General features: G+C 43.2%; 20 protein-coding genes. 15 read left to right on the top strand and 5 right to left on the bottom strand.

Features of this window, described 5'->3' with window-relative positions; translation table 11 throughout:
- Positions 1-123 precede the first annotated feature (123 nt).
- The 5 genes from BW944_RS00880 (at position 124) to BW944_RS00900 (ending at position 6,710) form a co-directional block, all read left to right on the top strand.
- On the top strand, positions 124-1,773 hold the full coding sequence (locus BW944_RS00880) for an acyl-CoA mutase large subunit family protein (protein WP_076556449.1): 1,650 nt from the start codon (positions 124-126) through the stop codon (positions 1,771-1,773).
- A gap of 15 nt (positions 1,774-1,788) precedes the next feature.
- Positions 1,789-2,601, top strand: a complete 813-nt coding sequence (gene mce / locus BW944_RS00885) for a methylmalonyl-CoA epimerase (RefSeq protein ID WP_076556450.1) — start codon at positions 1,789-1,791, stop codon at positions 2,599-2,601.
- A 5-nt stretch (positions 2,602-2,606) separates the two neighbouring features.
- Positions 2,607-4,148: an acyl-CoA carboxylase subunit beta gene (locus BW944_RS00890; protein ID WP_076556451.1), complete on the top strand. Its 1,542-nt coding sequence runs from the start codon at positions 2,607-2,609 to the stop codon at positions 4,146-4,148.
- A gap of 131 nt (positions 4,149-4,279) precedes the next feature.
- Positions 4,280-5,398, top strand: coding sequence for a M20/M25/M40 family metallo-hydrolase (locus BW944_RS00895; protein ID WP_076556452.1), 1,119 nt, complete (start codon positions 4,280-4,282; stop codon positions 5,396-5,398).
- Positions 5,399-5,480: 82 nt separating this feature from the next.
- Positions 5,481-6,710, top strand: coding sequence for a DNA polymerase IV (locus BW944_RS00900; protein WP_076556453.1), 1,230 nt, complete (start codon positions 5,481-5,483; stop codon positions 6,708-6,710).
- On the opposite strand, the gene BW944_RS00905 is transcribed toward BW944_RS00900, so the two are convergent.
- The 4 genes from BW944_RS00905 to BW944_RS00920 all read right to left on the bottom strand — a co-directional run bounded on the left by BW944_RS00905 (position 6,707) and on the right by BW944_RS00920 (position 11,424).
- Positions 6,707-8,062, bottom strand: coding sequence for an aldehyde dehydrogenase (locus BW944_RS00905; RefSeq protein WP_076556454.1), 1,356 nt, complete (start codon positions 8,060-8,062; stop codon positions 6,707-6,709). The genes BW944_RS00900 and BW944_RS00905 overlap by 4 nt on opposite strands.
- 55 nt (positions 8,063-8,117) lie before the next feature.
- Positions 8,118-9,056: a ribonuclease Z gene (gene rnz / locus BW944_RS00910; protein WP_076556455.1), complete on the bottom strand. Its 939-nt coding sequence runs from the start codon at positions 9,054-9,056 to the stop codon at positions 8,118-8,120.
- A gap of 1 nt (position 9,057) precedes the next feature.
- Positions 9,058-9,798 (bottom strand): glycerophosphodiester phosphodiesterase, encoded by a 741-nt coding sequence (locus tag BW944_RS00915; protein ID WP_076556456.1) that lies wholly within the window; start codon positions 9,796-9,798, stop codon positions 9,058-9,060.
- A gap of 108 nt (positions 9,799-9,906) precedes the next feature.
- Entirely contained in the window at positions 9,907-11,424 is a 1,518-nt protein-coding gene (locus BW944_RS00920) for an AbgT family transporter (RefSeq protein WP_076556457.1), read from the bottom strand.
- Positions 11,425-11,617: 193 nt separating this feature from the next.
- Between BW944_RS00920 and BW944_RS00925 the strand changes: the two genes are divergently transcribed.
- The 4 genes from BW944_RS00925 to BW944_RS00940 are packed head-to-tail and all read left to right on the top strand — an operon-like array spanning position 11,618 to position 13,962.
- Positions 11,618-12,577: an MBL fold metallo-hydrolase gene (locus tag BW944_RS00925; protein ID WP_084193575.1), complete on the top strand. Its 960-nt coding sequence runs from the start codon at positions 11,618-11,620 to the stop codon at positions 12,575-12,577.
- Positions 12,567-13,355: an SDR family NAD(P)-dependent oxidoreductase gene (locus BW944_RS00930; RefSeq protein WP_076556458.1), complete on the top strand. Its 789-nt coding sequence runs from the start codon at positions 12,567-12,569 to the stop codon at positions 13,353-13,355. The genes BW944_RS00925 and BW944_RS00930 overlap by 11 nt, the downstream gene beginning before the upstream one ends.
- 59 nt (positions 13,356-13,414) lie before the next feature.
- Positions 13,415-13,753: an iron-sulfur cluster biosynthesis family protein gene (locus BW944_RS00935; protein ID WP_076556459.1), complete on the top strand. Its 339-nt coding sequence runs from the start codon at positions 13,415-13,417 to the stop codon at positions 13,751-13,753.
- Positions 13,750-13,962 (top strand): DUF3886 domain-containing protein, encoded by a 213-nt coding sequence (locus BW944_RS00940; protein ID WP_076556460.1) that lies wholly within the window; start codon positions 13,750-13,752, stop codon positions 13,960-13,962. Before BW944_RS00935 ends, BW944_RS00940 begins: the two co-directional genes overlap by 4 nt.
- Positions 13,963-14,172: 210 nt before the next feature.
- Here the strand turns inward: BW944_RS00940 and BW944_RS00945 are convergent, their stop codons facing one another.
- On the bottom strand, positions 14,173-15,087 hold the full coding sequence (locus tag BW944_RS00945) for an aldo/keto reductase (protein WP_076556461.1): 915 nt from the start codon (positions 15,085-15,087) through the stop codon (positions 14,173-14,175).
- Positions 15,088-15,170: 83 nt separating this feature from the next.
- Here BW944_RS00945 and BW944_RS00950 point away from each other — a divergent pair, with 83 nt between their 5' ends.
- The 6 genes from BW944_RS00950 (at position 15,171) to BW944_RS00975 (ending at position 20,874) form a co-directional block, all read left to right on the top strand.
- Entirely contained in the window at positions 15,171-15,722 is a 552-nt protein-coding gene (locus BW944_RS00950; RefSeq protein WP_076556462.1) for an NUDIX hydrolase, read from the top strand.
- A 228-nt stretch (positions 15,723-15,950) separates the two neighbouring features.
- Positions 15,951-16,415: a ferric iron uptake transcriptional regulator gene (gene fur, locus BW944_RS00955; RefSeq protein WP_076556463.1), complete on the top strand. Its 465-nt coding sequence runs from the start codon at positions 15,951-15,953 to the stop codon at positions 16,413-16,415.
- A gap of 75 nt (positions 16,416-16,490) precedes the next feature.
- A complete protein-coding gene (gene xerD, locus BW944_RS00960; RefSeq protein WP_076556464.1) occupies positions 16,491-17,378 on the top strand; it encodes a site-specific tyrosine recombinase XerD in 888 nt (295 codons plus the stop codon).
- Between the two features lie 104 nt (positions 17,379-17,482).
- Complete coding sequence (gene deoB, locus BW944_RS00965) at positions 17,483-18,661, top strand: phosphopentomutase (protein ID WP_076556465.1); 1,179 nt, start codon at positions 17,483-17,485, stop codon at positions 18,659-18,661.
- A 17-nt stretch (positions 18,662-18,678) separates the two neighbouring features.
- On the top strand, positions 18,679-19,494 hold the full coding sequence (locus tag BW944_RS00970) for a purine-nucleoside phosphorylase (RefSeq protein ID WP_076556466.1): 816 nt from the start codon (positions 18,679-18,681) through the stop codon (positions 19,492-19,494).
- 78 nt (positions 19,495-19,572) lie between these two features.
- Positions 19,573-20,874, top strand: a complete 1,302-nt coding sequence (locus tag BW944_RS00975) for a pyrimidine-nucleoside phosphorylase (protein WP_076556899.1) — start codon at positions 19,573-19,575, stop codon at positions 20,872-20,874.
- Positions 20,875-21,141 lie beyond the last annotated feature (267 nt).

Raw genomic sequence — 21,141 nt, forward strand, 5'->3', positions numbered from 1 at the left:
CGTATTTTACACAATATTTCTTAAGAAAACAAGGTACTTAAAAGCCGCAGTAATAAAATCAGTATAAAAGTAAGCGCTTTATTGTTATTATATGTATAGAATACGTTTCGAAGGAGGAATATAATGAGTGATGCCTATAAAAACCAAAAAAAGAACTGGGAACAAAACGTAGATAAAACGCTGGAGAAGTTTCCGGAGAGGAAAGAATCGTTTGAAACCAGTTCAGGGATACCTATTCATGGGTTGTACGAACCTGCTAATCCGGATGAAAAGTATGTGGAAAACATAGGTTTTCCGGGCCACTATCCTTATACACGAGGCATCCAGCCGACCATGTATCGAAGCAGACACTGGACGATGCGCCAGTATGCCGGTTTCGGCTCTGCAAAAGAAACGAATGAACGTTTCAGATACCTGCTGGACCAGGGGCAGACTGGATTGTCCGTGGCTTTTGATTTGCCTACTCAGATCGGGTATGATTCGGACGATCCGATGGCCGATGGGGAAGTGGGCAAAGTCGGAGTAGCGATAGACTCCTTGAAGGACATGGAACAACTGTTTGACAGGATCCCTCTCGATAAAGTGAGTACTTCAATGACGATTAATGCTCCTGCATCGATACTTCTGGCCATGTATATCGCTGTTGGTGAAAAACAGGGAGTAGAGAAAGAGAAGCTTACGGGGACTATTCAAAATGATATCCTGAAAGAATACATAGCGAGAGGGACTTACATTTATCCCCCGGAAGCTTCTATGAAAATCATAACCGATATTTTCTCGTACTGTCAGGAGAACCTCCCCAAATTCAACACCATCAGTATTTCCGGTTATCATATAAGAGAAGCGGGTGCGACGGCTGTACAGGAAGTTGCTTTTACACTTGCAAACGGGATGGCTTACGTGGATGCCGCACTCCGCGCTGGTCTTCAGATCGATCAGTTCGCTCCTAGGCTCGCTTTCTTCTTTAATGCGCATAACCAGTTTTTTGAGGAAGCTGCGAAATATAGAGCTGCCCGGAGGATGTGGGCAAAAATAATGAGGGAGAAATACGAGGCCGAAGATCCGAAGAGTTGGAAGATGCGCTTTCATACTCAGACAGGTGGGAGCACTCTTACAGCCCAACAACCGGACAACAATGTGGTAAGAGTAACTGTGCAGGCACTTTCGGCGATCTTGGGTGGAACACAAAGTCTTCATACGAATTCAAGAGATGAAGCGCTCGCTCTGCCTACAGAAGATTCCGCCCGAATAGCGCTCCGCACCCAGCAGATTCTTGCGCATGAGAGTGGCGTTTCAGATACGGTCGACCCGTTAGCCGGTTCATATTATGTAGAAGCATTGACCGACGAGATAGAAGAGAAGGCTAATGACTATATAAGTAAGATCGATGAATTCGGAGGGGCTGTAAAAGCTGTCGAGGCCGGTTATATGCAAAAGGAAATACATCAGACAGCTTACGAAACCCAGAAAGATATCGAAAAAGGGGAAGAGATCATTGTCGGAGTGAACGAATTCACGATCGATGAAGAAGTAGAACCTGAATTGCTACGTATGAATGAAGAGTTGGAGAAAAATCAAATTAAGTCCACTCAAAATGTAAGAGAAGAGCGGAACAACACTGAAGTCAATGAAACTCTCTCTAAATTGAAAAAAGCTGTCCAGACAAATGGAAATATTATGCCGTTCATCGTAGAAGCGGTTAAAGTGTATGCTACTGTAGGAGAGATAGCGAACGTGTTGAGGGATGAATTCGGTGAATATACAGCTATGTAGGGAGGATGAAAAGCCATGGAACCAATACGAGTATTAATTGCAAAACCGGGCCTTGACGGTCATGACCGTGGTGCGCTTATTATTGCGCAGGGACTTAGGGATGCTGGGATGGAAGTCATCTATACGGGGCTTCGTCAGTCTCCTGAACAGATAGCCCAGGCAGCCATCCAGGAAGATGTCGATGTCATCGGTCTTTCTTCTCTTTCCGGTGCACATAAAACAGTTTTTCCGAAAGTCGTTGAAGCATTGCGAAAGAACGATGCTGAAGATATCCCTGTCATAGGTGGAGGAGTCATACCTACTGAAGATATCCCTTTCCTCGAGGAAAAAGGGATCAAAAAGATTTTCACCAGTGGAACAGCCATGGCTGACACAGCGAAGTTCATCGAACAGTTGGTACGGGGAGAAGAGTTGTCCCCTCCACGGAGAATTTCACATATCGGTATTGCTGTCCAGCACTTGGAACAGGCGCTCCCTTTTTATCAACACACACTAGGATTAACGCTGGAAGCGGTGGAGACAGTAGAGGATGAAAAAGTGAAAGTCGCTTTTTTGCCGATTGGTGATACCAGAATCGAATTGCTTGAACCTTTGACCGAGGATTCACCCGTTCAAACGTTCATAAATAAAAAAGGGGAAGGGATTCATCACATAGCCCTCGATGTAGATGATATCGAAAGAAGAATAAGCAATTTTAAGGACCAGGGTATCAAAATGTTGAACGACACACCTAAATACGGGGCCCATCACAGCCGTATCGCTTTTCTTCACCCTAAATCCGGCCATGGGGTATTGTATGAACTTTGTGAAGAGAAACAGGAGGAATAGTCACTATGGATATGTTTGATAAGATCAACGAGCTATATGACAAACGCCGTGAAACACAGATCGGTGGTGGAGACGAAAAAATAGCCAAGCAGCATGATAAAGGAAAATTGACGGCCAGAGAAAGGATCGACTATCTTGTAGATGAAGGTTCGTTCATGGAATTGAACCCTTTTATCCAACACCGTCACCATGATTCCGGTGTCAAAGATGCTCCGGGAGAAGGAGTCGTTACCGGTTATGCAACCATCAACGGTAGAGGTATATATCTCTTTGCCCAGGATTTCACTGTCTACGGAGGGGCACTTGGGGAGATGCACGGGAAAAAAATAGCTGCCGTAATGGATCTTGCTGCGAAAAATGAAGTGCCGTTCATCGGTCTTAATGATTCAGGGGGAGCGAGGATCCAGGAAGGAGTCTCATCTTTAGATGGATATGGACATGTATTTTACCGTAACTCCATCTATTCCGGTGTGATTCCTCAAATATCAGTGATCCTTGGACCTTGTGCCGGTGGAGCGGTTTATTCCCCTGCTATCACAGATTTTGTTGTGATGGTTGAGAAAACATCGCAGATGTTCATCACCGGACCGAAAGTGATTGAGACGGTCACGGGCGAACAGATTTCTGCTGAAGACCTGGGTGGAGCCGGAGTACATAATTCAACGAGTGGTAACGCGCATGTGCAGGCTTCAAACGAAGAGGAAGCACTTGATGCTGTGAAGAGCCTGCTTTCTTATCTTCCTGACAGTTATAAGAAGAAACCTCCTGTTCATGAAATGGAGGAAACAGAGGATTTTCTTCCGGATATAACGGATTATGTTCCATTTCATGCGTCACGTACTTATGACGTAAGAAAATTGATTGATTATGTAGTTGATGAAGATACCTTTTTCGAAGTTCATGCTAAGTTTGCAAAAAATGTTGTGGTAGGCTTCTCAAGAATCGGCGGTCAGCCTGCTGGTATTATAGCGAACCAGCCTAAGTATATGGCCGGAGGACTTGATATTGATTCCAGTGATAAAGCTGCCAGGTTTATACGAATGTGTGATTCATTCAATATTCCGATCATAACGTTTGAGGATGTTACCGGATTTTTCCCCGGTATCAAGCAGGAACACGGGGGAATTATCCGTCACGGAGCTAAAATACTGTACGCCTACTCTGAAGCAACGGTACCTAAAATCACTGTAATAACAAGGAAAGCATACGGTGGGGCTTATGTCGCATTGAACAGTAAATCCATTGGAGCTGATCTGGTATTCGCCTGGCCGAATGCGGAGATAGCAGTAATGGGTCCAGAAGGTGCGGCAAACATTATATACGCGAAAGAAATCTCTCAGAGTGATAATCCTGAAGAGACTCGTCAGGAAAAAATAGATGAGTACCGTGATCGCTTCGCTAATCCTTACGTCGCCGCAGGTCTTGGTATGGTCGACGATGTCATAGACCCGAGAGAAACGAGAATGAAACTGAAGCAATCCTTGCACATGCTTAAGAATAAAGAAGAAGATCGTCCAAATAAAAAGCACGGGAATATTCCGCTTTAATTAAGAGGCTCTGTTATCGTTTGTTGTTGATGTATGTCTCCACCTTCCGTTCCTATCATCAACCATAGGCTTTAACAGAGCTAATTAAGAAAGTGAGGAATTCATCGAAATCCGGGGGAGGAGAAAACAGTATGAGTAAAATAGATAGAGATCGACTTATAAATGAATTTATGGAACTGGTACAGATTGATTCAGAAACAAAGGAAGAGGAAGAAATATCGAAAATTTTAAGAGCAAAGCTTGAGGATCTGGGATTTGAAGTGGAAGAGGATGATTCGAAAGAAAAGACTGGGCACGGCTCAGGGAATCTGATTGCTACGCTGGAAGGAACGGAGTCTTCGAAGGATGTCATTTACTTTACCACCCATATGGACACTGTGCTTCCCGGTAAAAATATCAAACCACGGTTGGAAGAGGGGTATATTGTCTCCGGGGAAGATACGATTCTCGGTGCAGATGACAAAGCTGGAGTCGCTGCCATTCTTGAAGCTGCCCGAGTACTTAAGAATGAAAGGGAAGACCACGGAACTATTCAGTTTGTTATTACAGCCGGAGAAGAAAGTGGACTTGTCGGAGCGAGATATCTCGATCACTCCAAGTTGAAAGCAGAATATGGCTATGCTGTTGATAGTGATGGCACCGTCGGGGATATAATAGTTGCTGCACCCACACAGTCGAAAATCAAAGCGATAGTGAAGGGAAGAAAAGCACATGCCGGAGTAGCGCCTGAAAACGGAGTATCTGCGATTACAATTGCTTCAAAAGCTATAGCGAATATGCCGCTTGGTAGAATCGATGAGGAAACGACAGCTAACATCGGAAGTTTTGAAGGGGGACAACAGACGAACGTAGTCTGTGATCATGTAGAAGTGCTGGCAGAAGCCCGTTCTCTGGAACCGGAAAAGATGAACAAGCAGGTAGAGAAGATGAAGAAAGCATTTGAACAGGCAGCAGAAGAAATGGGTGGAGAAGTTGAATTTGATATTAAGGTGATGTACCCAGGATATAAACAAAGTGAAGAGGACAAGGTGGTAAAAACTGCGATGAACGCCGCTAAAAGCATCGATCACGAAAGTCGTCTATTGAAAAGCGGTGGAGGAAGTGATGCGAATCTTATTTCCAGTTATGGTATCCCGACGGTAAATTTAGCAGTCGGTTATGAGAACATTCATACGACGAACGAACGGATGCCTGTAGAGGATCTTGTTAAAATCTCGGAATTCGTATTAGCAATCATGGAAGAAGTGTGAGCCGCGTAAAAGCGCGGCTCTTCTTTTTTTGCTTAAACGTTGGTATAATTGAAGGAAACAAACGTTCGAAAGGTGGTCCCCGATGGATAAAAAGGGACAAAAAACAAAAATCATTCTGCACATCGACATGAATAGTTTCTATGCTTCTGTAGAGATGGCTGATCACCCGGAACTTAAGGGGAAACCGTTAGCTATAGCGGGGAACCCTGAGGAACGGAAAGGGGTCATTGTCACGAGTAGTTATGAAGCGAGGAAGTACGGCGTGAAAACGACGATGCTGGTAGGTGAAGCGAGAAAACTGTGTCCTTCCCTTCTGATCCGGAGGCCGAATTTTGAACGGTACAGGGACGTATCCAAACATCTTTTCTCGATTTTAAGGGAGGTGACCGACCTCGTTCAGCCTGTTTCCATCGACGAAGGGTACATGGATATTACTGATATTACTGACGAACATCCCCCGCTTATCGCAGAACAGCTTCAGGAGAAGATCTTACGTGAGCTTGAAGTCCCGTGTAGTATCGGAATAGCTCCGAACAAATTTTTGGCGAAAATGGCGTCTGATATGAAGAAACCGATGGGCTGTACGATCTTGAGGAAAAGGGAGATTCCTTCGAAATTATGGCCTTTGCCGATCAGGGAGATGCACGGTGTAGGAGAGAAGACGGCAGAGAAACTGAAAAAAATTAAAGTGAATACTATAGGCGACCTGGCGAATAAAGAGGAGTATGAACTTAAGGCACTTCTAGGGATAAATGGACAAAAACTGCACCAGCGGGCAAACGGGCATGATGACAGGGAAGTGGACCCGGAAGCTATCCACTCTTTTAAGAGCGTGGGAACCTCCACGACGTTACCGGAAGATACGACGGACGAGACGTATGTATATCGGACTTTCCGGAAATTGGCCGAGAAGGTGGAGGTGAGGTTGAAAAGGAAAAATGTTGTGGGGCAGCAATTGCAAATCATGATTCGGTACAGCAATCGAAAAACAGTGACGAGAAGCAGGCTCCTTCAAAGTTACACGAACAGTAAGGAAGAAATTTCGTCAGAAGCGGTGGATTTATTTGAAGAACACTGGGACCAGAGACCGGTCAGGCTTCTCGGAGTAACCATCTCGGAGCTTGTAGAGAAGAATGAAGCAGTGGAACAGTTGAGTCTATTTGATTATGAGAAAGTAGCAGAAAAAGAACCTTTGTACAAAACGATGGAGGAACTGAAAGAAAAATACGGGAGCGGAGTTTTCAAAGATGCAAAAACTGCGCTCCCGCCTATTCATACCAGCTTCCAGAAGGATTTTCTGGATGAGGACTAAAGAAGATTTTTAATTATTTTAAGGCTTTTCTCGTCTCTCTTATATCGGAAGTCAGGATCCCATTTTGTGGTTTGTTTCGTAATCGATTTGAAATGAGTGAAGGTATCGAAACTGTATTTGCCGTGATAACTCCCCATGCCACTGCTCCCGACTCCTCCGAAAGGAAGATGGGGATTGATGATATGATATAATGTGTCATTGATACACCCGCCTCCAAAGGAAAGGGAAGAAGTGACGTATTCCTGTTCTTCCTCATTTTCTCCGAAGTAGTAGAGGGCAAGAGGTTTCGGTTTCTGACTGATCGTCTGCACCACATCCTGCAGTTCTCTGTATTCAAGAACCGGGAGGATGGGACCGAAAATCTCTTCCTGCATGACCGGATCGTTTTCTGAGATGTCGGTCAAAACCGTCGGAGCTATTTTGTTTCTGTTCTCGTCTGTTTCACCGCCGAGAGCAAGTCTCCCGTTATCAAGATAATTGCTTATCCGGGTGAAGTGATCAAAATTCACAATTTTAACGTAGTCTTTATTATTCAGGGGCTCTTCCCCGTATAATTGCTTAACTGCTTTATCATACGCTTTCAAAAAGTCCTCTTTCACTTCTTCATGCACATATACGTGGTCTGGAGCAATGCACGTCTGCCCGGCATTGATCAGTTTGCCCCAGGCGATTCTTCTGGCTGCCACAGTTACATCAGCATCTTTATGAACAAGGGCCGGACTTTTTCCACCGAGCTCGAGGGTTACGGGTATGAGTTGTTCAGAAGCTTTCTGCATCACGATTTTACCTACCCGTTCACTTCCCGTAAAGAAAATGTAGTCGAAAGGCTCAGCTAATAATTGTTGCGTAATTTCTTTTCCTCCTTCCATCACTTTAAGAATGTGAGGCGGGAAAAATTCCTCTACCATACGACTAATAACCCAGGACACCATGGGAGTCATTTCTGAAGGTTTTATTACTGCGGTGTTTCCTGCGGCCAGGGCGCCTATTGCTGGTGCAATCGCCAGTTGAAGTGGATAATTCCATGGTGCGATGATTAGCACAGTGCCATAAGGGTCTTTCTTGATGTAATTATCCGTTCCCGTATGGGAGAGGGGAGCCTTTACCTTTTCAGGTTCCATGCGTTTTTTCAAAGACTTCACCTGTTCTTTGATTTCAGCTTTAAGGAAAGCAATCTCAGTGGTGTATGCTTCAAATGCAGATTTGTTCAGGTCATATTTGAGGGCTTTCAGTAAAGGGTCCTCAAACGTTTCGAGCATTTTTTTCATTTTCAATAACTGACGCTTTCTGAATGCATAACTCATAGTGTGACCTTGACTGAACCATTTTTTTTGCTGTTCAATTACGTCCATGGGTATTCTCCTCCTCTTTCTGCTAGCTAAGTGTCTTTTCCCTTAAATGGGTATACTAACACTGATTATTTTCCCGTCGATGAATTGGAAATAAGGAATGATCATTAGCTATGTGAGTATTAGCGAATACTTCTCTCGCTTCTTGGAGTAGTTGAATGATGTCTTCCTTTTGGTAGCGGGAGGAGAGGTGATTGATGATCAGTTCGCCTACCCTGGCCTTTTGCGCAAGAGTGGCAGCCTGCACTACTGTGGAATGATAATAATCATAAGCCATGTCCCATTCATCTCCCTCGAATGTTCCTTCATGAATCAACACGTCGGCTTCCAGGACCCAGTCCACATATTCTTGATGGAAGCGGGTGTCTCCCAGAATGGCAATGGTTCGACCTGCTTTAGGAGCACTGAGAACTTCCGATCTTTTTATCGTCCTACCATCTTCCAGTGTAGTATATTCCTGGTCTTTGATCGTCTGATAAATTGGGCCTGGGGGCACCCCCATAGCCTCGAGTTTATCCTTTTGTAAAGCGCCCAGGTTTTCTTTTTCTTTAATAAGAAAACCATAGGAAGGGAGACCGTGGTCCAGAAGATGGACATGGATTTCGTATTGTTCGGTTTTTTCGTAAAAACCATGCTCGATCGTACGAAAATGAAGAGGGTATTTTAAGTGAGTTCCGCTGATTTCCAGTGCTTGTTCGATGAACTCCTGCAGCCCTTCAGGACCATAAATAGTGAGAGGGCCGGTCCCTCCCTGAAAGGATCTGCTGCTTAGGAAGCCTGGTAAACCATAGATATGGTCTCCATGCAAATGTGTAATAAATATTTTATTCACTCTTCTCGATTTGATCGGAGAGCGAAGAATCTGATGCTGGGTTCCTTCGCCACAGTCAAACATCCAACTTTCACCAGTTTCCTCCAATAACCGTAATACAAAAGAAGAAACGTTCCGTTCTTTGGAAGGCACCCCGCTTCCTGTACCCAGAAAATATAGTTCCATCTTATGTACCCCTTTCTTCTGCTGCTCTGACACTCCAGGCGATATCAGGTACGTCTGTAAATACACCTGCAATTTCAAATCTGAAACATTTTCTAAGTAACGAGGGTTTGTTCACAGTATACACCCTAAGTGGCACCTTGTTTTTTCTGCACTGATAAACAAGCCTTCTGCCTAGAATCGTGTGTTTCACGTGGACATCATCTGCAGGAAGGGAGTTCAGGTAAGTGAAAAGTTTGCGCATTTTGGTTGATGTTAAGTATGCAGTCTCTACAGAAGGGTTGATTGCTTTCATATTGATTATGGAACCCTCGTTGAAACTCGAAATGCAAGTTCTATCCAGAACTTCGTATTTGCTGAGGAGATCGTAAACGATTTGCTCAATATTATTATATGAAATTACATCCGTTTTCAATTCGAGATGAAGGAATAACGGGTAGTCTCTGATCCATTCAAGTAGTTCTTCGAGAGAAGGGATTCGCAGACCTTCGAATTCTTTTGAAAACCATCCCCCGGCATCCAGCATCCGCAATTGTTCAAAAGTATAATCCTGTACAAACCCGGTCCCATCCGTAGTGCGTCGTACGTTTTCATCGTGGATAAGCACCGGGATTTCATCTTTAGTTAGCTGAACGTCCGTTTCAATACCATCGGCTTGCATACGGTAAGCAAGATGGAAGGCAGGCATGGTATTTTCAGGAGTGTATTTGCTGGCTCCTCGATGAGCCAGGATAAAAGTAGGCATAAAGATATCCCCCGTCACAGTTGCTTCGATACTCAAATCTTACCATGTTCCCTCTCGTCAGAAAAGAAAAAGCTGCCTCCAGTAAAAGAAGGCAGCTTTATTAAGAGCTTAGTAGAAAAATCCTGCTCCAGGGCCAATCGGCCAGCCGAAAGCCATCCAGATAAACAACATGAGAATCCAGATGATGAAAAAACCGATGGAGTATGGGAGCATGGTAGCTATGAGTGTACCGATGCCCACATTTTTATCATATTTCTGAGCAAAAGCGATAACAATGGCAAAGTAAGGCATCAATGGAGAGATGATATTCGTCGTTGAATCGGCGATCCGGTAAGCGAGAGTGGTGAGCTCCGGAGAGTAACCGAGTTGCATCATCAAAGGAACAAATACAGGAGCCATGATCGCCCATTTTGCTGAAGAACTTCCGATAAAGAGATTTATAACAGCAGCTACTATAATAAAAGCTATGACTAGTCCGATACCGGTGAAACCTATGGAATCAAGGAAGTCCGCGCCGGTTACAGCCAGTACTTTCCCCATGTTGGTATGATTGAAATAAGCCACGAATTGTCCTGCTGTGAAAGCGAGAACTATATACATACCCATCGTAGCCATCGTATCGGACATCTGATTCGCTACATCTTTATCATTTTTAATGACATCCGTGATTTTTCCATAAACGAATCCGGGAACGAAAAAAACGATGAGAATGACGGGGACCAGACTCTGGAAAAAAGGTGATTCAAGGAAATCTTCCGGGTTTCGAAGCGGTCCCCAGCTTGGTAGAACAAGCAGTGATAGCGCACCCAAGGTTACAATCAGGGCGAAGAGTGCTCCCCATAACCCTTTCTTCTCTTTCCCGGTTAGATACGATACTTCATCATCAGAAGTTCCATTGAAGGTCCCGAGACGCGGTTCGACTAGTTTATCGGTTATCAGCGTACCTACGATTGTCAAAATGAAGACAGAAGCAATCATGAAATAATAGTTCATTGTGTAAAGAATCGATTCTGCATAGGCGGAATCGATTGTAGCTGCGGCCTGGATAGTCAAATCAGCAAGCAGCGGGTCCAGTGAAGTGAGAAAAAGATTGGCACTGTAGCCTGCTGAAACTCCGGCGAATGCAGCAGCCAACCCTGCTAAAGGATGTCTGCCCAATCCTGCAAACAATACAGCTCCAAGAGGGGTGAGGACAACGTAACCTGCATCTGAAGCCATACTGGACATTATACCTGCGAACACCAGAGCGGCTGTCAGCAATGATTGAGGTACGGAGGTTACCAGTCCGCGTAGCATAGCACTGATCAGACCGGAACGTTCAGCGACACCGATCCCTAGCATCGTGACCAGAACGGTACCAAGCGGAGCGAAACCTACGAAATTATCAACCATTGACTCGAACATATATTGGATACCGGAAGAAGAAAGAAGGTTGATTACCTCCAGCTGTTCACCGGTAGCCGGGTCCTCCACCTGTACATTAATGGCAGCAAGAATAGCTGATAAGATTACGACAAGTAAAGCGAATAGCGCAAATAATGTGATGGGATGGGGAAGTTTGTTTCCGACTTTCTCGACCCAGTCAAGGGTTTTCATCAAGAACCCTTTTTTCGATTGTTTTTCCATAGTCTACTACTTCCTTTCATAACTGAGATGACTGCATTAATGAGAAAGTATAGTAAACGAATGAATTAAAAGAAAGTCTTTTGCAAAAAGTTCAACTAGAAAGATTATTGCTATAAGAAAGAATATTAGGAATCAGTAGTAAAAACATGCTATAATAATGAATGATTATTCATTAATGTTCGGAGGAAGATATATGAGGACCATCCAAGATACCATATACTCCATTACGGTTCCTACACCCTATGCAGTAGGGGATGTACATTTATATGTACTGAATGGAAAGATGACCACACTTGTAGATGCCGGTGTCAGAACTGAAGAGGCATGGTTCGAGTTCACACGACAACTTAAGGAACACGGGATCCAACCTGAGGATATAACACAAGTCATACTTACACACCATCACCCGGATCACATTGGTCTTGTTGAATACCTGCCGAATGTAGAAAAAGTTTTTGCGCATTCTGCAGCTATTCCATGGATAGATCGAAAAGAAGATTTTGCATCCATTTATATGTCCTTTTTTGAACAATTTTATACAATAAACGGGGTGCCTGATGAACTTATTCAAAAACTGAAACATTCACCTGGAAAATTAAAAGATTTCCCTTCATTTAAAATTGCAGATTCAGTGAAAGAGGGAGATGTTGTGCCCGGCCATCCTGAATGGAGGGTGATTGAGACTCCTGGTCATGCTCAAAGTCACATATCATTATATAGAAATGAAGATGGAGCGTTTCTGGGAGGGGACCATCTTTTATACCATATTTCTCCCAATCCGATTGTTGAACCGGTATTCTTGGGCACCGAGAGAGCCAGACCCATGATTCAATATCGTGAATCTCTTCAAAAACTGAAGCCTCTTTCGATCCGAAGAGTATTTCCTGGACATGGAGAAGTTTTTTCTAATGCGGATGAGATTATAGAAAAAAGGTTACGCCAGCAGATAGAACGTTCAGAAAAGGTCTATGAAATTTTAAAAACTGATCCAGCCCACGCCTTTGATATCAGTAAACAACTTTTCCCCCGTCAGTACAAAAAGCAATATGCTCTGACTATGTCTGAAACTATAGGGCAGTTAGACTTCTTGTTGGACGAGTCGAAAATTTATAAAGAATTATCAGGAGGACAAGAAATATATTATGTTAACTAATGATCTTAAAAATCGAAAAATATTAGTAACCGGTGCTTCAAAAGGGATAGGAATGTTTACAGCACTGCATTTAGCGAGAGCAGGAGCAGTGCCGATCCTTGTAGCCCGGAATGAAGAAAGACTTCGTATCATACAGCAATACATTGAAGAGGCCTTCGGTATCCAGGTAATAGTGTATCCCGCTGATTTGTCATCGGGGAAAGAAAGGGAGAACCTTATTTCATACGTGCTCGAAAACCATAACGACCTCTCCGGATTAGTGAACAATGCAGGTTTCGGAAGTTTTGAATATCTTACGGACGCTTCCTGGACTATGACGGACAGAATGATTCAGTTGAACGTGACTGCACTTATCCATTTAACGAAGGAATTGCTGTCGACACTCGAAACCAATAAGGGGCATATTGTAAATGTGGCCTCTCAGTCCGGAAAAATATCAACTCCTAAAGCTGCTGTTTATACAGCCACGAAACACGCAGTAGTCGGTTTTACTAACTCTTTAAGGATGGAAGTCGATCAAGCGACCGTAACCGGTGTAAACCTTGGACCGGTAGCTACTGAATTTTTCAAACAGGCAGATCCCTCGGGTAACTACCAGTTGTCGGTGGAAAAATTCATGCTTGACCCTAATGAAATCGCTCATAAAATCGTTCAGTCCTTTTCAGTGAATCGAAGAGAGATCAATGCACCTCAATGGATGGAAGTTGCGAGTAAAATGTATCAGTTGAATCCGGTTGTTATGGAAAAAATGTTCCGTTCCCAATTCAGCAAGAAATGAAGCAGTATTGTTGCCTGAACGATAGCTTGGGACTATGCTTAATAGTAAGAGGTGATCCTATGCGAATTGATTTTTCCGAAGATGCTAAAACCAAAATCCACGACTTGTTGAAACGGAATAACGAAACCATGCTGAGGCTCGCTTACGATACAGATGACTGTGGTTGTGGTGTGAACGGGGTCCCGGTCATTCGCCTTGAAAGTGGAATGTCCGATAAGGATATGAAAGTCGCAAACGATGATTTTTTCGTGGTAATAAATAGAGAACAATCCCTGTTCTTTAAAGAAAATATGAAGGTTGAGCTTTTTAAAGGAGCTTTCAGACTTAAAAGTGACCAGGGAATTTTGAATCCGATGATTTCACCGAGACAGGTATGTGAGAAAGAGGGGATTTCATGAAAGACGAAAAGCCTTCACTGAAAGATCAGATGGATGAAAGTATGCTGAGTAAATTAAGAGATAAGAAGAAACAGTGGAAACAGCAGGAAGCTGAAGCAGAGGAAAAGAAGCGAAAACAAAGGTTAGAAGAAAAAAAGAAGCGCGAAGAAAATAAGAGCTTTGAGGAATTACTCGAAGAAAGTGAAATGGATTGGAAGAAATATAAATAAGGCTCTGTTAAAGCTGGTTGTTGATTTTAGAACGAAGGGTGGAGACACCTGCGGGAGAAGCATGAACTTAAAAATCACCGGGATCGAACGTAGAGAGATTCTAGAAGTTTACGTCACGCCCGCGGCAAGCTTCCACCTGTAAAGATGAAAATCAACAATAATCATAGCAGAGCCATAAATAAAGCTGCCGCGATTGCGGCAGCTTTATCATTATCTGTGGTTTTCATATGTCAGAGGTTTCGTTATCGACTGCATCTGCTTATATAAATCTTCTTGAAGTGCTTCGGCTTTTTGGTAGGCCTGGATATTTTCTTCTGCCTGTTCTTTACTGCTAGCCCCGAATATACAGCTCGCCACGGTTTGGTGGTTCAGTATATATTGAAAGCTTCTTGCATTTTCCTGGCCGTTTGAAAGCTGTTTCCATTGATGCGAGAATTCTTTCAATTCCTCATAAGTATAATCGAGGAAACCTTTTTCGCCTTTTGCTTCTATTATGGATTCAGAATTTGAAGACAGCATCCCCTTCGCCAAAGGTCCACGGGCCAATACGGAGACGTTCTGTTCATCGATCAGGGAGAACAGTTCTTCAGGCCGTCTATCTAGAAGGTTATATTGCATCATGATAGAAACTATGCTTGACCTCTTAAGATATTCTCGGATCACGTTCGGACGTATGGAGGATATTCCGTATTCCCTGATTAGTCCTTCCTGTTTCAAATCTTCAAAAGCATTAATGACTTCATCTATCGGGTCATCAATCGTCCCTCCATGTAGCTGGTATAAATCGATGTAGTCCAGCCCCATGCGATGGAGGCTGTCTTTGACCCCTGCTTTAATATGGCCGGAGGAAGGGTCCCACTCCCATGTTCCATTTTCTTTATCGAAATTATTTCCTACTTTTGAACCGATGACGACTTGATCCCGAATTCCTTTTACCGCCTTACCTACAAGTCTTTCATTTTCTCCGAATGAATATAAATCCGCAGTATCAAGATAGTTCACGCCGTTATCAATGGAGGTGTGAATAATGTCTTTCGCCTTGTTTTCGTCTGTGCCTATAGACATGCAACCCAAGCCCAGTTCAGAGATATGGAGATCAGAAGAGCCTATTTGTCTTTTTTTCATGTATTTCATCCTTTCCGAATGGAATATTTTCCATTATTATTATGATGATAAGTATTAATTATTTCAAATAGAGGTGTGACAAAATGAATAATGAGTTTGAAGAAAAAACCGTTTCCACCGAAGAAATTTATAAAGGAAAAATCATCGATCTTCGAATCGATACGGTACGTTTACCCGATGGGAATCAATCAAAACGTGAGCTTGTTTCCCACCCCGGTGCTGTGGCCATCCTGGCAGTCACTGAGGATGATAAACTCGTGATGGTCGAGCAGTACCGAAAACCCCTGGAAAAGACGCTTATTGAAATACCGGCCGGAAAATTGGAAAAGGGCGAGAACCCGGAAACGACTGCCATCCGGGAATTGGAGGAGGAAACAGGATATTCAACGGACAGTATGGAACTGATCAATTCCTTCTATACTTCTCCAGGCTTCGCGGATGAAATAGTTTATCTTTACAAAGCGGGATCATTGAAAAAATTGGAAAACAGTCTGGAAGGGGACGAGGATGAGTTCGTGAGTTTGAAAGAGATCACGATCGAAGAGGCTCTGGAGATGGAGCATTCCGGATATATCCACGATGCTAAGACCTCCTACGCTCTTTTGTATGCAAAACATTTCTTGTTCAAAGATTAATACTTTTCATGGAGCTTGTGAGTACTGTGGAGTGGAGCAGGCCTTGCATAGTTATTGATGAGCCAGGATAGCCCCTTTCCCTGAGAGTGATGCAAGCAACAAATGACAAATTGATGATTTTAAATATTATTTTGTAATGATTATCAATTACAGATAATAATTATTTTAATTTGACAGTGAGAACGACTTTGCTATAATTAAATTGGAATAAGAGAGAGGGGCGATTTCATGGAACATCGTTTAGAACGAATCAAAAAACAATTACACTCTCAAAGTTATAAATTGACTCCTCAACGAGAAGCTACAGTCCGTGTTCTCCTTGAGAATGAAGCGGATCATTTAAGTGCAGAAGACGTTTATCTCCTTGTGAAAGAAAAGGCTCCAGAGATTGGATTGGCTACTGTATATCGTACCTTGGAATTATTATCTGAACTTAAAGTAGTCGATAAAATCAATTTCGGAGACGGAGTATCCCGGTATGATTTAAGAAAAGAAGGAGCCGAACATTTTCATCATCATCTCGTTTGTACGGAATGTGGAGCGGTAGAGGAGATTGAAGAAGATCTGCTCGGTGAAGTGGAAAAAATTGTTGAAAAAGACTGGAAATTTCAAGTGAAAGACCACCGCCTCACTTTTCATGGTATTTGTAAAGTTTGCCAGGAAATAACGGTGAAAACAGGCACGTCCAAATAGAAAATGGTTTACAATAAGGGTGTTATATTGTAATTTTTAAGTGAGCAAACTAAATGGAGATGGGAGTTTATAGTTATGTGGGATGATTTCGACGATTTTCTCCATTATTTAATAGTTGAAAGAGGCTTGGCTGATAATACGGTTCAGTCTTATAAAAGAGACCTCAAACAATACCTTATCTATTTGGAACAAAAGGAATCAATCCGGAATTTCGATGAGGTTACGAGACATCACATTATGCAATACTTGTATACGCTTAATGACAGAGGAAAAAGCGCTTCTACTATAGCTAGGCTCTTATCTTCTATTCGATTGTTCCATCAGTTTCTTATTCGGGAGAAAAAAACGGACAAAGATCCTAGTTTACATATCGAAACGCCGAAAAAAGAACGGAAACTTCCTAAAATCCTATCTTCAGCTGATGTGGAAAAATTGTTGGAACTTCCTGTGACCGATCCCTTGAGTGCAAGAAACAAGGCGATGTTGGAAATGCTATATGCAACCGGACTGAGGGTTTCTGAATTGGTCTCCTTGAAAGTTTCCGATTTGCATTTGACTATGGGATTTGTGAGATGCTTAGGTAAGGGAGAAAAAGAAAGAATCGTCCCTCTTGGTGAAATGGCGAGGGAATCTGTAAAAGCCTACTTGAGCGGTCCGCGCGAATCGCTTGTAAATAAAAAAGAAACAAAAGAGTTATTTGTGAATCACCATGGCAATGCATTATCCAGACAAGGTTTTTGGAAAGTGTTGAAAGCGGTTGCTAAAGATGTAGGAGTCACTGAGGACATTACACCTCATACGCTCAGACACTCTTTTGCGACTCATCTATTAGAGAATGGCGCGGATTTGCGGGCAGTCCAGGAAATGTTAGGCCATGCGGATATTTCCACTACACAAATTTATACCCATGTTTCGAAAACCAGGTTGCAAGATGTATATCGTTCTTTCCATCCAAGAGCATAGATAGTATAATAAATGTATAAATTAAGATGTCTGACATCCTACAACATGATTTTCAGCTTATAAGCCATCTAGTAGGGGAAAGAAAAAAACAGGAGGGATTTTTAATGAATAATTTCAAACGGGTATTCTTGGTAGTGATGGATTCAGTAGGGATAGGGGAGGCCCCTGACGCTGAGCAATTCAATGATAAAGGTGCGGATACTCTCGGTCATATCGCTGAACGGATGAACGGTCTTCATATGCCGAATATCGGGAAGCTTGGACTTAGTAATATCAGAGAGATCCAGGGCATCGACAAAGCGGATCATCCACAAGCCCACTATACCACGATGGTGGAGGCATCGAACGGGAAGGATACCATGACAGGTCATTGGGAGATCATGGGCCTTTACATCGACAAGCCATTCCGTACGTTTCCGGATGGTTTTCCGGACGAGTTACTGGATCAGATCAAAGAAAAAACAGGTCGCGGTATCGTAGGGAACAAACCTGCATCCGGGACAGAAATCATCAAAGAACTTGGAGAACATCATTTAGAAACAGGAGATCTGATCGTCTATACTTCTGCAGATTCAGTGATACAAATCGCTGCGCATGAAGAAGTGATTCCACCTGAAGAACTGTTTGAGATCTGTGAATTCACAAGAGAACTTACAAGAGATGAAAAGTATATGGTCGGTAGGGTGATCGCTCGTCCGTTTATAGGCAAGCCAGGTGAATTCGAACGTACTTCCAATAGGCATGACTATGCCTTGAAGCCTTTTGGGAAAACGGTAATGAATGATCTGGAAGATGAGGATTACGATGTAGTAGCTCTTGGCAAAATTTCTGATATTTATGATGGAGAAGGAGTAACGGAGGCTATACGTACCGATGATAATGATGATGGAATGGATAAGTTCATTAAATCTATGGACGAAGATTTCAATGGGCTCAACTTTCTGAATCTCGTCGACTTTGATGCTAAATTCGGACATCGCAGAGACCCGGAAGGTTATGGGAAAGCTCTTGAAGCGTTTGATGAGCGTCTGCCGCAAGTATTGGAAAAAATGAACGATGATGATTTACTGATCATTACCGCTGATCACGGTAACGATCCCGTCCACCACGGTACTGATCATACGAGAGAACTCGTACCGCTTCTTGTATACCACAATGGTATCAAAGTTGGTGAAAAACTTGAGCAACGTCAGACTTTTGCTGATATCGGTGCAACAGTAGCTGATAATTTCTCTGTTAAAATGCCAGAACACGGCAAAAGTTTCTTGAAAGACATCCAGTAAATCAAGGAGGAGTTAAGATGAACATAGAAACAGTTAATGAAGCAGCATCATTTATCGAAAATAAATTAAACGAAAAACCTTCTATCGGGTTGATTCTCGGTTCGGGTCTCGGGGTGCTCGCGGATGAAATCGAAAATCCTGTAACGATTTCTTACAAAGATGTTCCTCATTTCCCGGAATCCACGGTATCGGGCCATAAAGGACAGTTGGTAATAGGTACTCTTGAGGGAAAGCAAGTGATTGCTATGCAGGGGCGCTTTCACTATTACGAAGGATATACGATGAAAGAAGTGACTTTTCCGGTGAGAGTAATGAAAGCTCTCGGCATTGATGACCTTTATGTAACAAACGCCGCAGGTGGTATCAATAAGGATTTTGAACCCGGTCAGCTCATGATTATCAAAGATCACATCAATCAGATGGGAGATAACCCTCTTATAGGGGTGAATGATGAAGAAATAGGCGTAAGATTCCCGGATATGTCCGAAGCTTATGATCGTAATCTGATCAAAATGGCTCAGGAGAAAGCTGACGAACTTGGCCTGAAAGTGGAGCAGGGTGTTTATGTAGGGAACACTGGTCCAGTCTACGAAACCGCAGCCGAAATACGTATGCTGCGAACTCTTGGGGGAGATGCGGTCGGAATGTCCACGGTCCCTGAAGTGATTGCTGCTAATCATGCCGGACTGAGAGTTCTTGGAATTTCTTGTATTTCTAACATGGCGGCCGGTATTCTTGATCAGCCTTTGACTCATGACGAGGTTATTGAGACGACTTCCAGAGTAAGAGAGGACTTTCTGAACTTTGTGAAATCTGTCGTTAAATCCGCCTGAAATTCCTGAACTGAAGGGTTGCTGACATTTTCTCTTCAAAAGAACAGGAAAATAATAATGGGAAAAGGTGATCCAATTATGAGAATGTACGATATTATCGTTAAAAAAAGAGAAGGAAATGCTCTGAGTGAAGAGGAAATCAAGTTTTTCATTGAAGGGTATACGAGCGGTGAAATACCTGATTACCAGGCTTCTGCACTAGCTATGGCTTTGTATTTTCAGGGGATGAACGGTAAAGAGACTGCTACACTCACGCAGGCGATGGTAGACTCCGGGGAAACGATCGACCTTAGTGAGATTGAAGGACAGATTGTCGACAAACATTCTACTGGTGGCGTTGGCGACAAAGTCACCTTCATCGTCGGGCCGCTTGTAGCTTCCGTTGGGGTGCCTGTCGCCAAAATGTCCGGGCGTGGTCTTGGTCACACTGGAGGTACGATCGATAAACTTGAGGCGATTGCAGGGTTCACTACAGAGATAACGAAAGAAGAGTTCATTGATAATGTGAATAAGCATAAACTGGCAGTTGCTGGACAAACAGGGAACCTCGCACCAGCCGACAAGAAGTTATATGCCCTTAGAGACGTTACTGGTACAGTGAACTCCCTGCCATTGATAGCAAGTTCGATCATGAGTAAAAAGTTAGCGTCCGGTGCAGATAGTATTGTACTTGATGTGAAAACCGGATCCGGAGCGTTCATGAAAACTCTGGAAGATTCCGAAGCTCTCGCAAGAGAAATGGTAACGATCGGAAACGAACTCGGGAAAAATACGGTAGCTGTCATCAGTGATATGAATCAGCCTCTAGGATTCGAGGTCGGAAATGCGAATGAAATCAGGGAAGCTGCAGAAATTCTGCTCGGCAGTAACGTAGAAGACCTTCGTGAGCTTTCGCTTGAAATTTCTTCTCATATGTGTGTTCTCGCTGGGGCTTTTGCAGACCCTGCTGAGGCCAGAAGGGCTCTCGAAGAGAACATTTCCAATGGTAAAGCCCACGCAAAACTTAAAGAATTCATTGAAGCGCAGCATGGAGACGGCGCGATGATTGATGACTTGAGCCAGCTTCCTCAAGCTTCTTACCATGTAGAAGTGCAAGCTTCTAAAAGTGGGTATGTATCTGAAATTGATGCAGAATCCATCGGAGTTGCAGCTATGTACCTTGGTGCGGGGCGACAAACTAAAGAAGACAAAATCGATCATAGTGTAGGTATTACACTCAAGAAGAAAATCGGTGATAAAGTCGAAGAAGGTGAAGCACTGGTTGTTCTTCACAGCAATACCGGCAACCCGGAAGATTCGATTGCCAAAGTCGAAGAAGCTTACACTATATCATCCAAGGAGACGAAGTCACCTACGTTGATTCATAACATTATAAAATGATTTCAGAAAAACTGCCGTCTTCGCACGGCAGTTTTTAATAATAGAAGAGCACTTTATTCTATTCGGTCCCCTGTCGTGTTTTCAGAGCGTACTTTCTACCGTAGCAAGTTCTTTTCTTAGTAATTCAAGAAGTTGCAGTTGGATGTTTTTTTCGCTAATTCGAATTTTAGCGGGTAGTGAGTTTCCATACGAATACTTCTCAAATGTTATATAAGCGCAGTATTAGAAACTGAAGGAAAGCGAATTACTGACGGAACTATGCAAACC

Origin of the sequence: Salimicrobium flavidum (assembly GCF_900156645.1) — a bacterium.
Lineage (GTDB): Bacteria > Bacillota > Bacilli > Bacillales > Halobacillaceae > Salimicrobium > Salimicrobium flavidum.

What these genes read in the sequence shown, in the direction of transcription:
- xerD (WP_076556464.1), top strand. Translation starts at nt 16,491, where the DNA reads ATGTGGGATGATTTCGACGATTTTCTCCATTATTTAATAGTTGAAAGA.
- BW944_RS00935 (WP_076556459.1), top strand. Translation starts at nt 13,415, where the DNA reads ATGCGAATTGATTTTTCCGAAGATGCTAAAACCAAAATCCACGACTTG.
- BW944_RS00915 (WP_076556456.1), bottom strand. Translation starts at nt 9,798, where the DNA reads ATGCCTACTTTTATCCTGGCTCATCGAGGAGCCAGCAAATACACTCCT.
- BW944_RS00925 (WP_084193575.1), top strand. Translation starts at nt 11,618, where the DNA reads ATGAGGACCATCCAAGATACCATATACTCCATTACGGTTCCTACACCC.
- BW944_RS00920 (WP_076556457.1), bottom strand. Translation starts at nt 11,424, where the DNA reads ATGGAAAAACAATCGAAAAAAGGGTTCTTGATGAAAACCCTTGACTGG.
- BW944_RS00880 (WP_076556449.1), top strand. Translation starts at nt 124, where the DNA reads ATGAGTGATGCCTATAAAAACCAAAAAAAGAACTGGGAACAAAACGTA.
- rnz (WP_076556455.1), bottom strand. Translation starts at nt 9,056, where the DNA reads ATGGAACTATATTTTCTGGGTACAGGAAGCGGGGTGCCTTCCAAAGAA.
- fur (WP_076556463.1), top strand. Translation starts at nt 15,951, where the DNA reads ATGGAACATCGTTTAGAACGAATCAAAAAACAATTACACTCTCAAAGT.
- BW944_RS00900 (WP_076556453.1), top strand. Translation starts at nt 5,481, where the DNA reads ATGGATAAAAAGGGACAAAAAACAAAAATCATTCTGCACATCGACATG.
- mce (WP_076556450.1), top strand. Translation starts at nt 1,789, where the DNA reads ATGGAACCAATACGAGTATTAATTGCAAAACCGGGCCTTGACGGTCAT.
- deoB (WP_076556465.1), top strand. Translation starts at nt 17,483, where the DNA reads ATGAATAATTTCAAACGGGTATTCTTGGTAGTGATGGATTCAGTAGGG.
- BW944_RS00945 (WP_076556461.1), bottom strand. Translation starts at nt 15,087, where the DNA reads ATGAAAAAAAGACAAATAGGCTCTTCTGATCTCCATATCTCTGAACTG.
- BW944_RS00890 (WP_076556451.1), top strand. Translation starts at nt 2,607, where the DNA reads ATGGATATGTTTGATAAGATCAACGAGCTATATGACAAACGCCGTGAA.
- BW944_RS00950 (WP_076556462.1), top strand. Translation starts at nt 15,171, where the DNA reads ATGAATAATGAGTTTGAAGAAAAAACCGTTTCCACCGAAGAAATTTAT.
- BW944_RS00975 (WP_076556899.1), top strand. Translation starts at nt 19,573, where the DNA reads ATGAGAATGTACGATATTATCGTTAAAAAAAGAGAAGGAAATGCTCTG.
- BW944_RS00970 (WP_076556466.1), top strand. Translation starts at nt 18,679, where the DNA reads ATGAACATAGAAACAGTTAATGAAGCAGCATCATTTATCGAAAATAAA.
- BW944_RS00905 (WP_076556454.1), bottom strand. Translation starts at nt 8,062, where the DNA reads ATGGACGTAATTGAACAGCAAAAAAAATGGTTCAGTCAAGGTCACACT.
- BW944_RS00930 (WP_076556458.1), top strand. Translation starts at nt 12,567, where the DNA reads ATGTTAACTAATGATCTTAAAAATCGAAAAATATTAGTAACCGGTGCT.
- BW944_RS00940 (WP_076556460.1), top strand. Translation starts at nt 13,750, where the DNA reads ATGAAAGACGAAAAGCCTTCACTGAAAGATCAGATGGATGAAAGTATG.
- BW944_RS00895 (WP_076556452.1), top strand. Translation starts at nt 4,280, where the DNA reads ATGAGTAAAATAGATAGAGATCGACTTATAAATGAATTTATGGAACTG.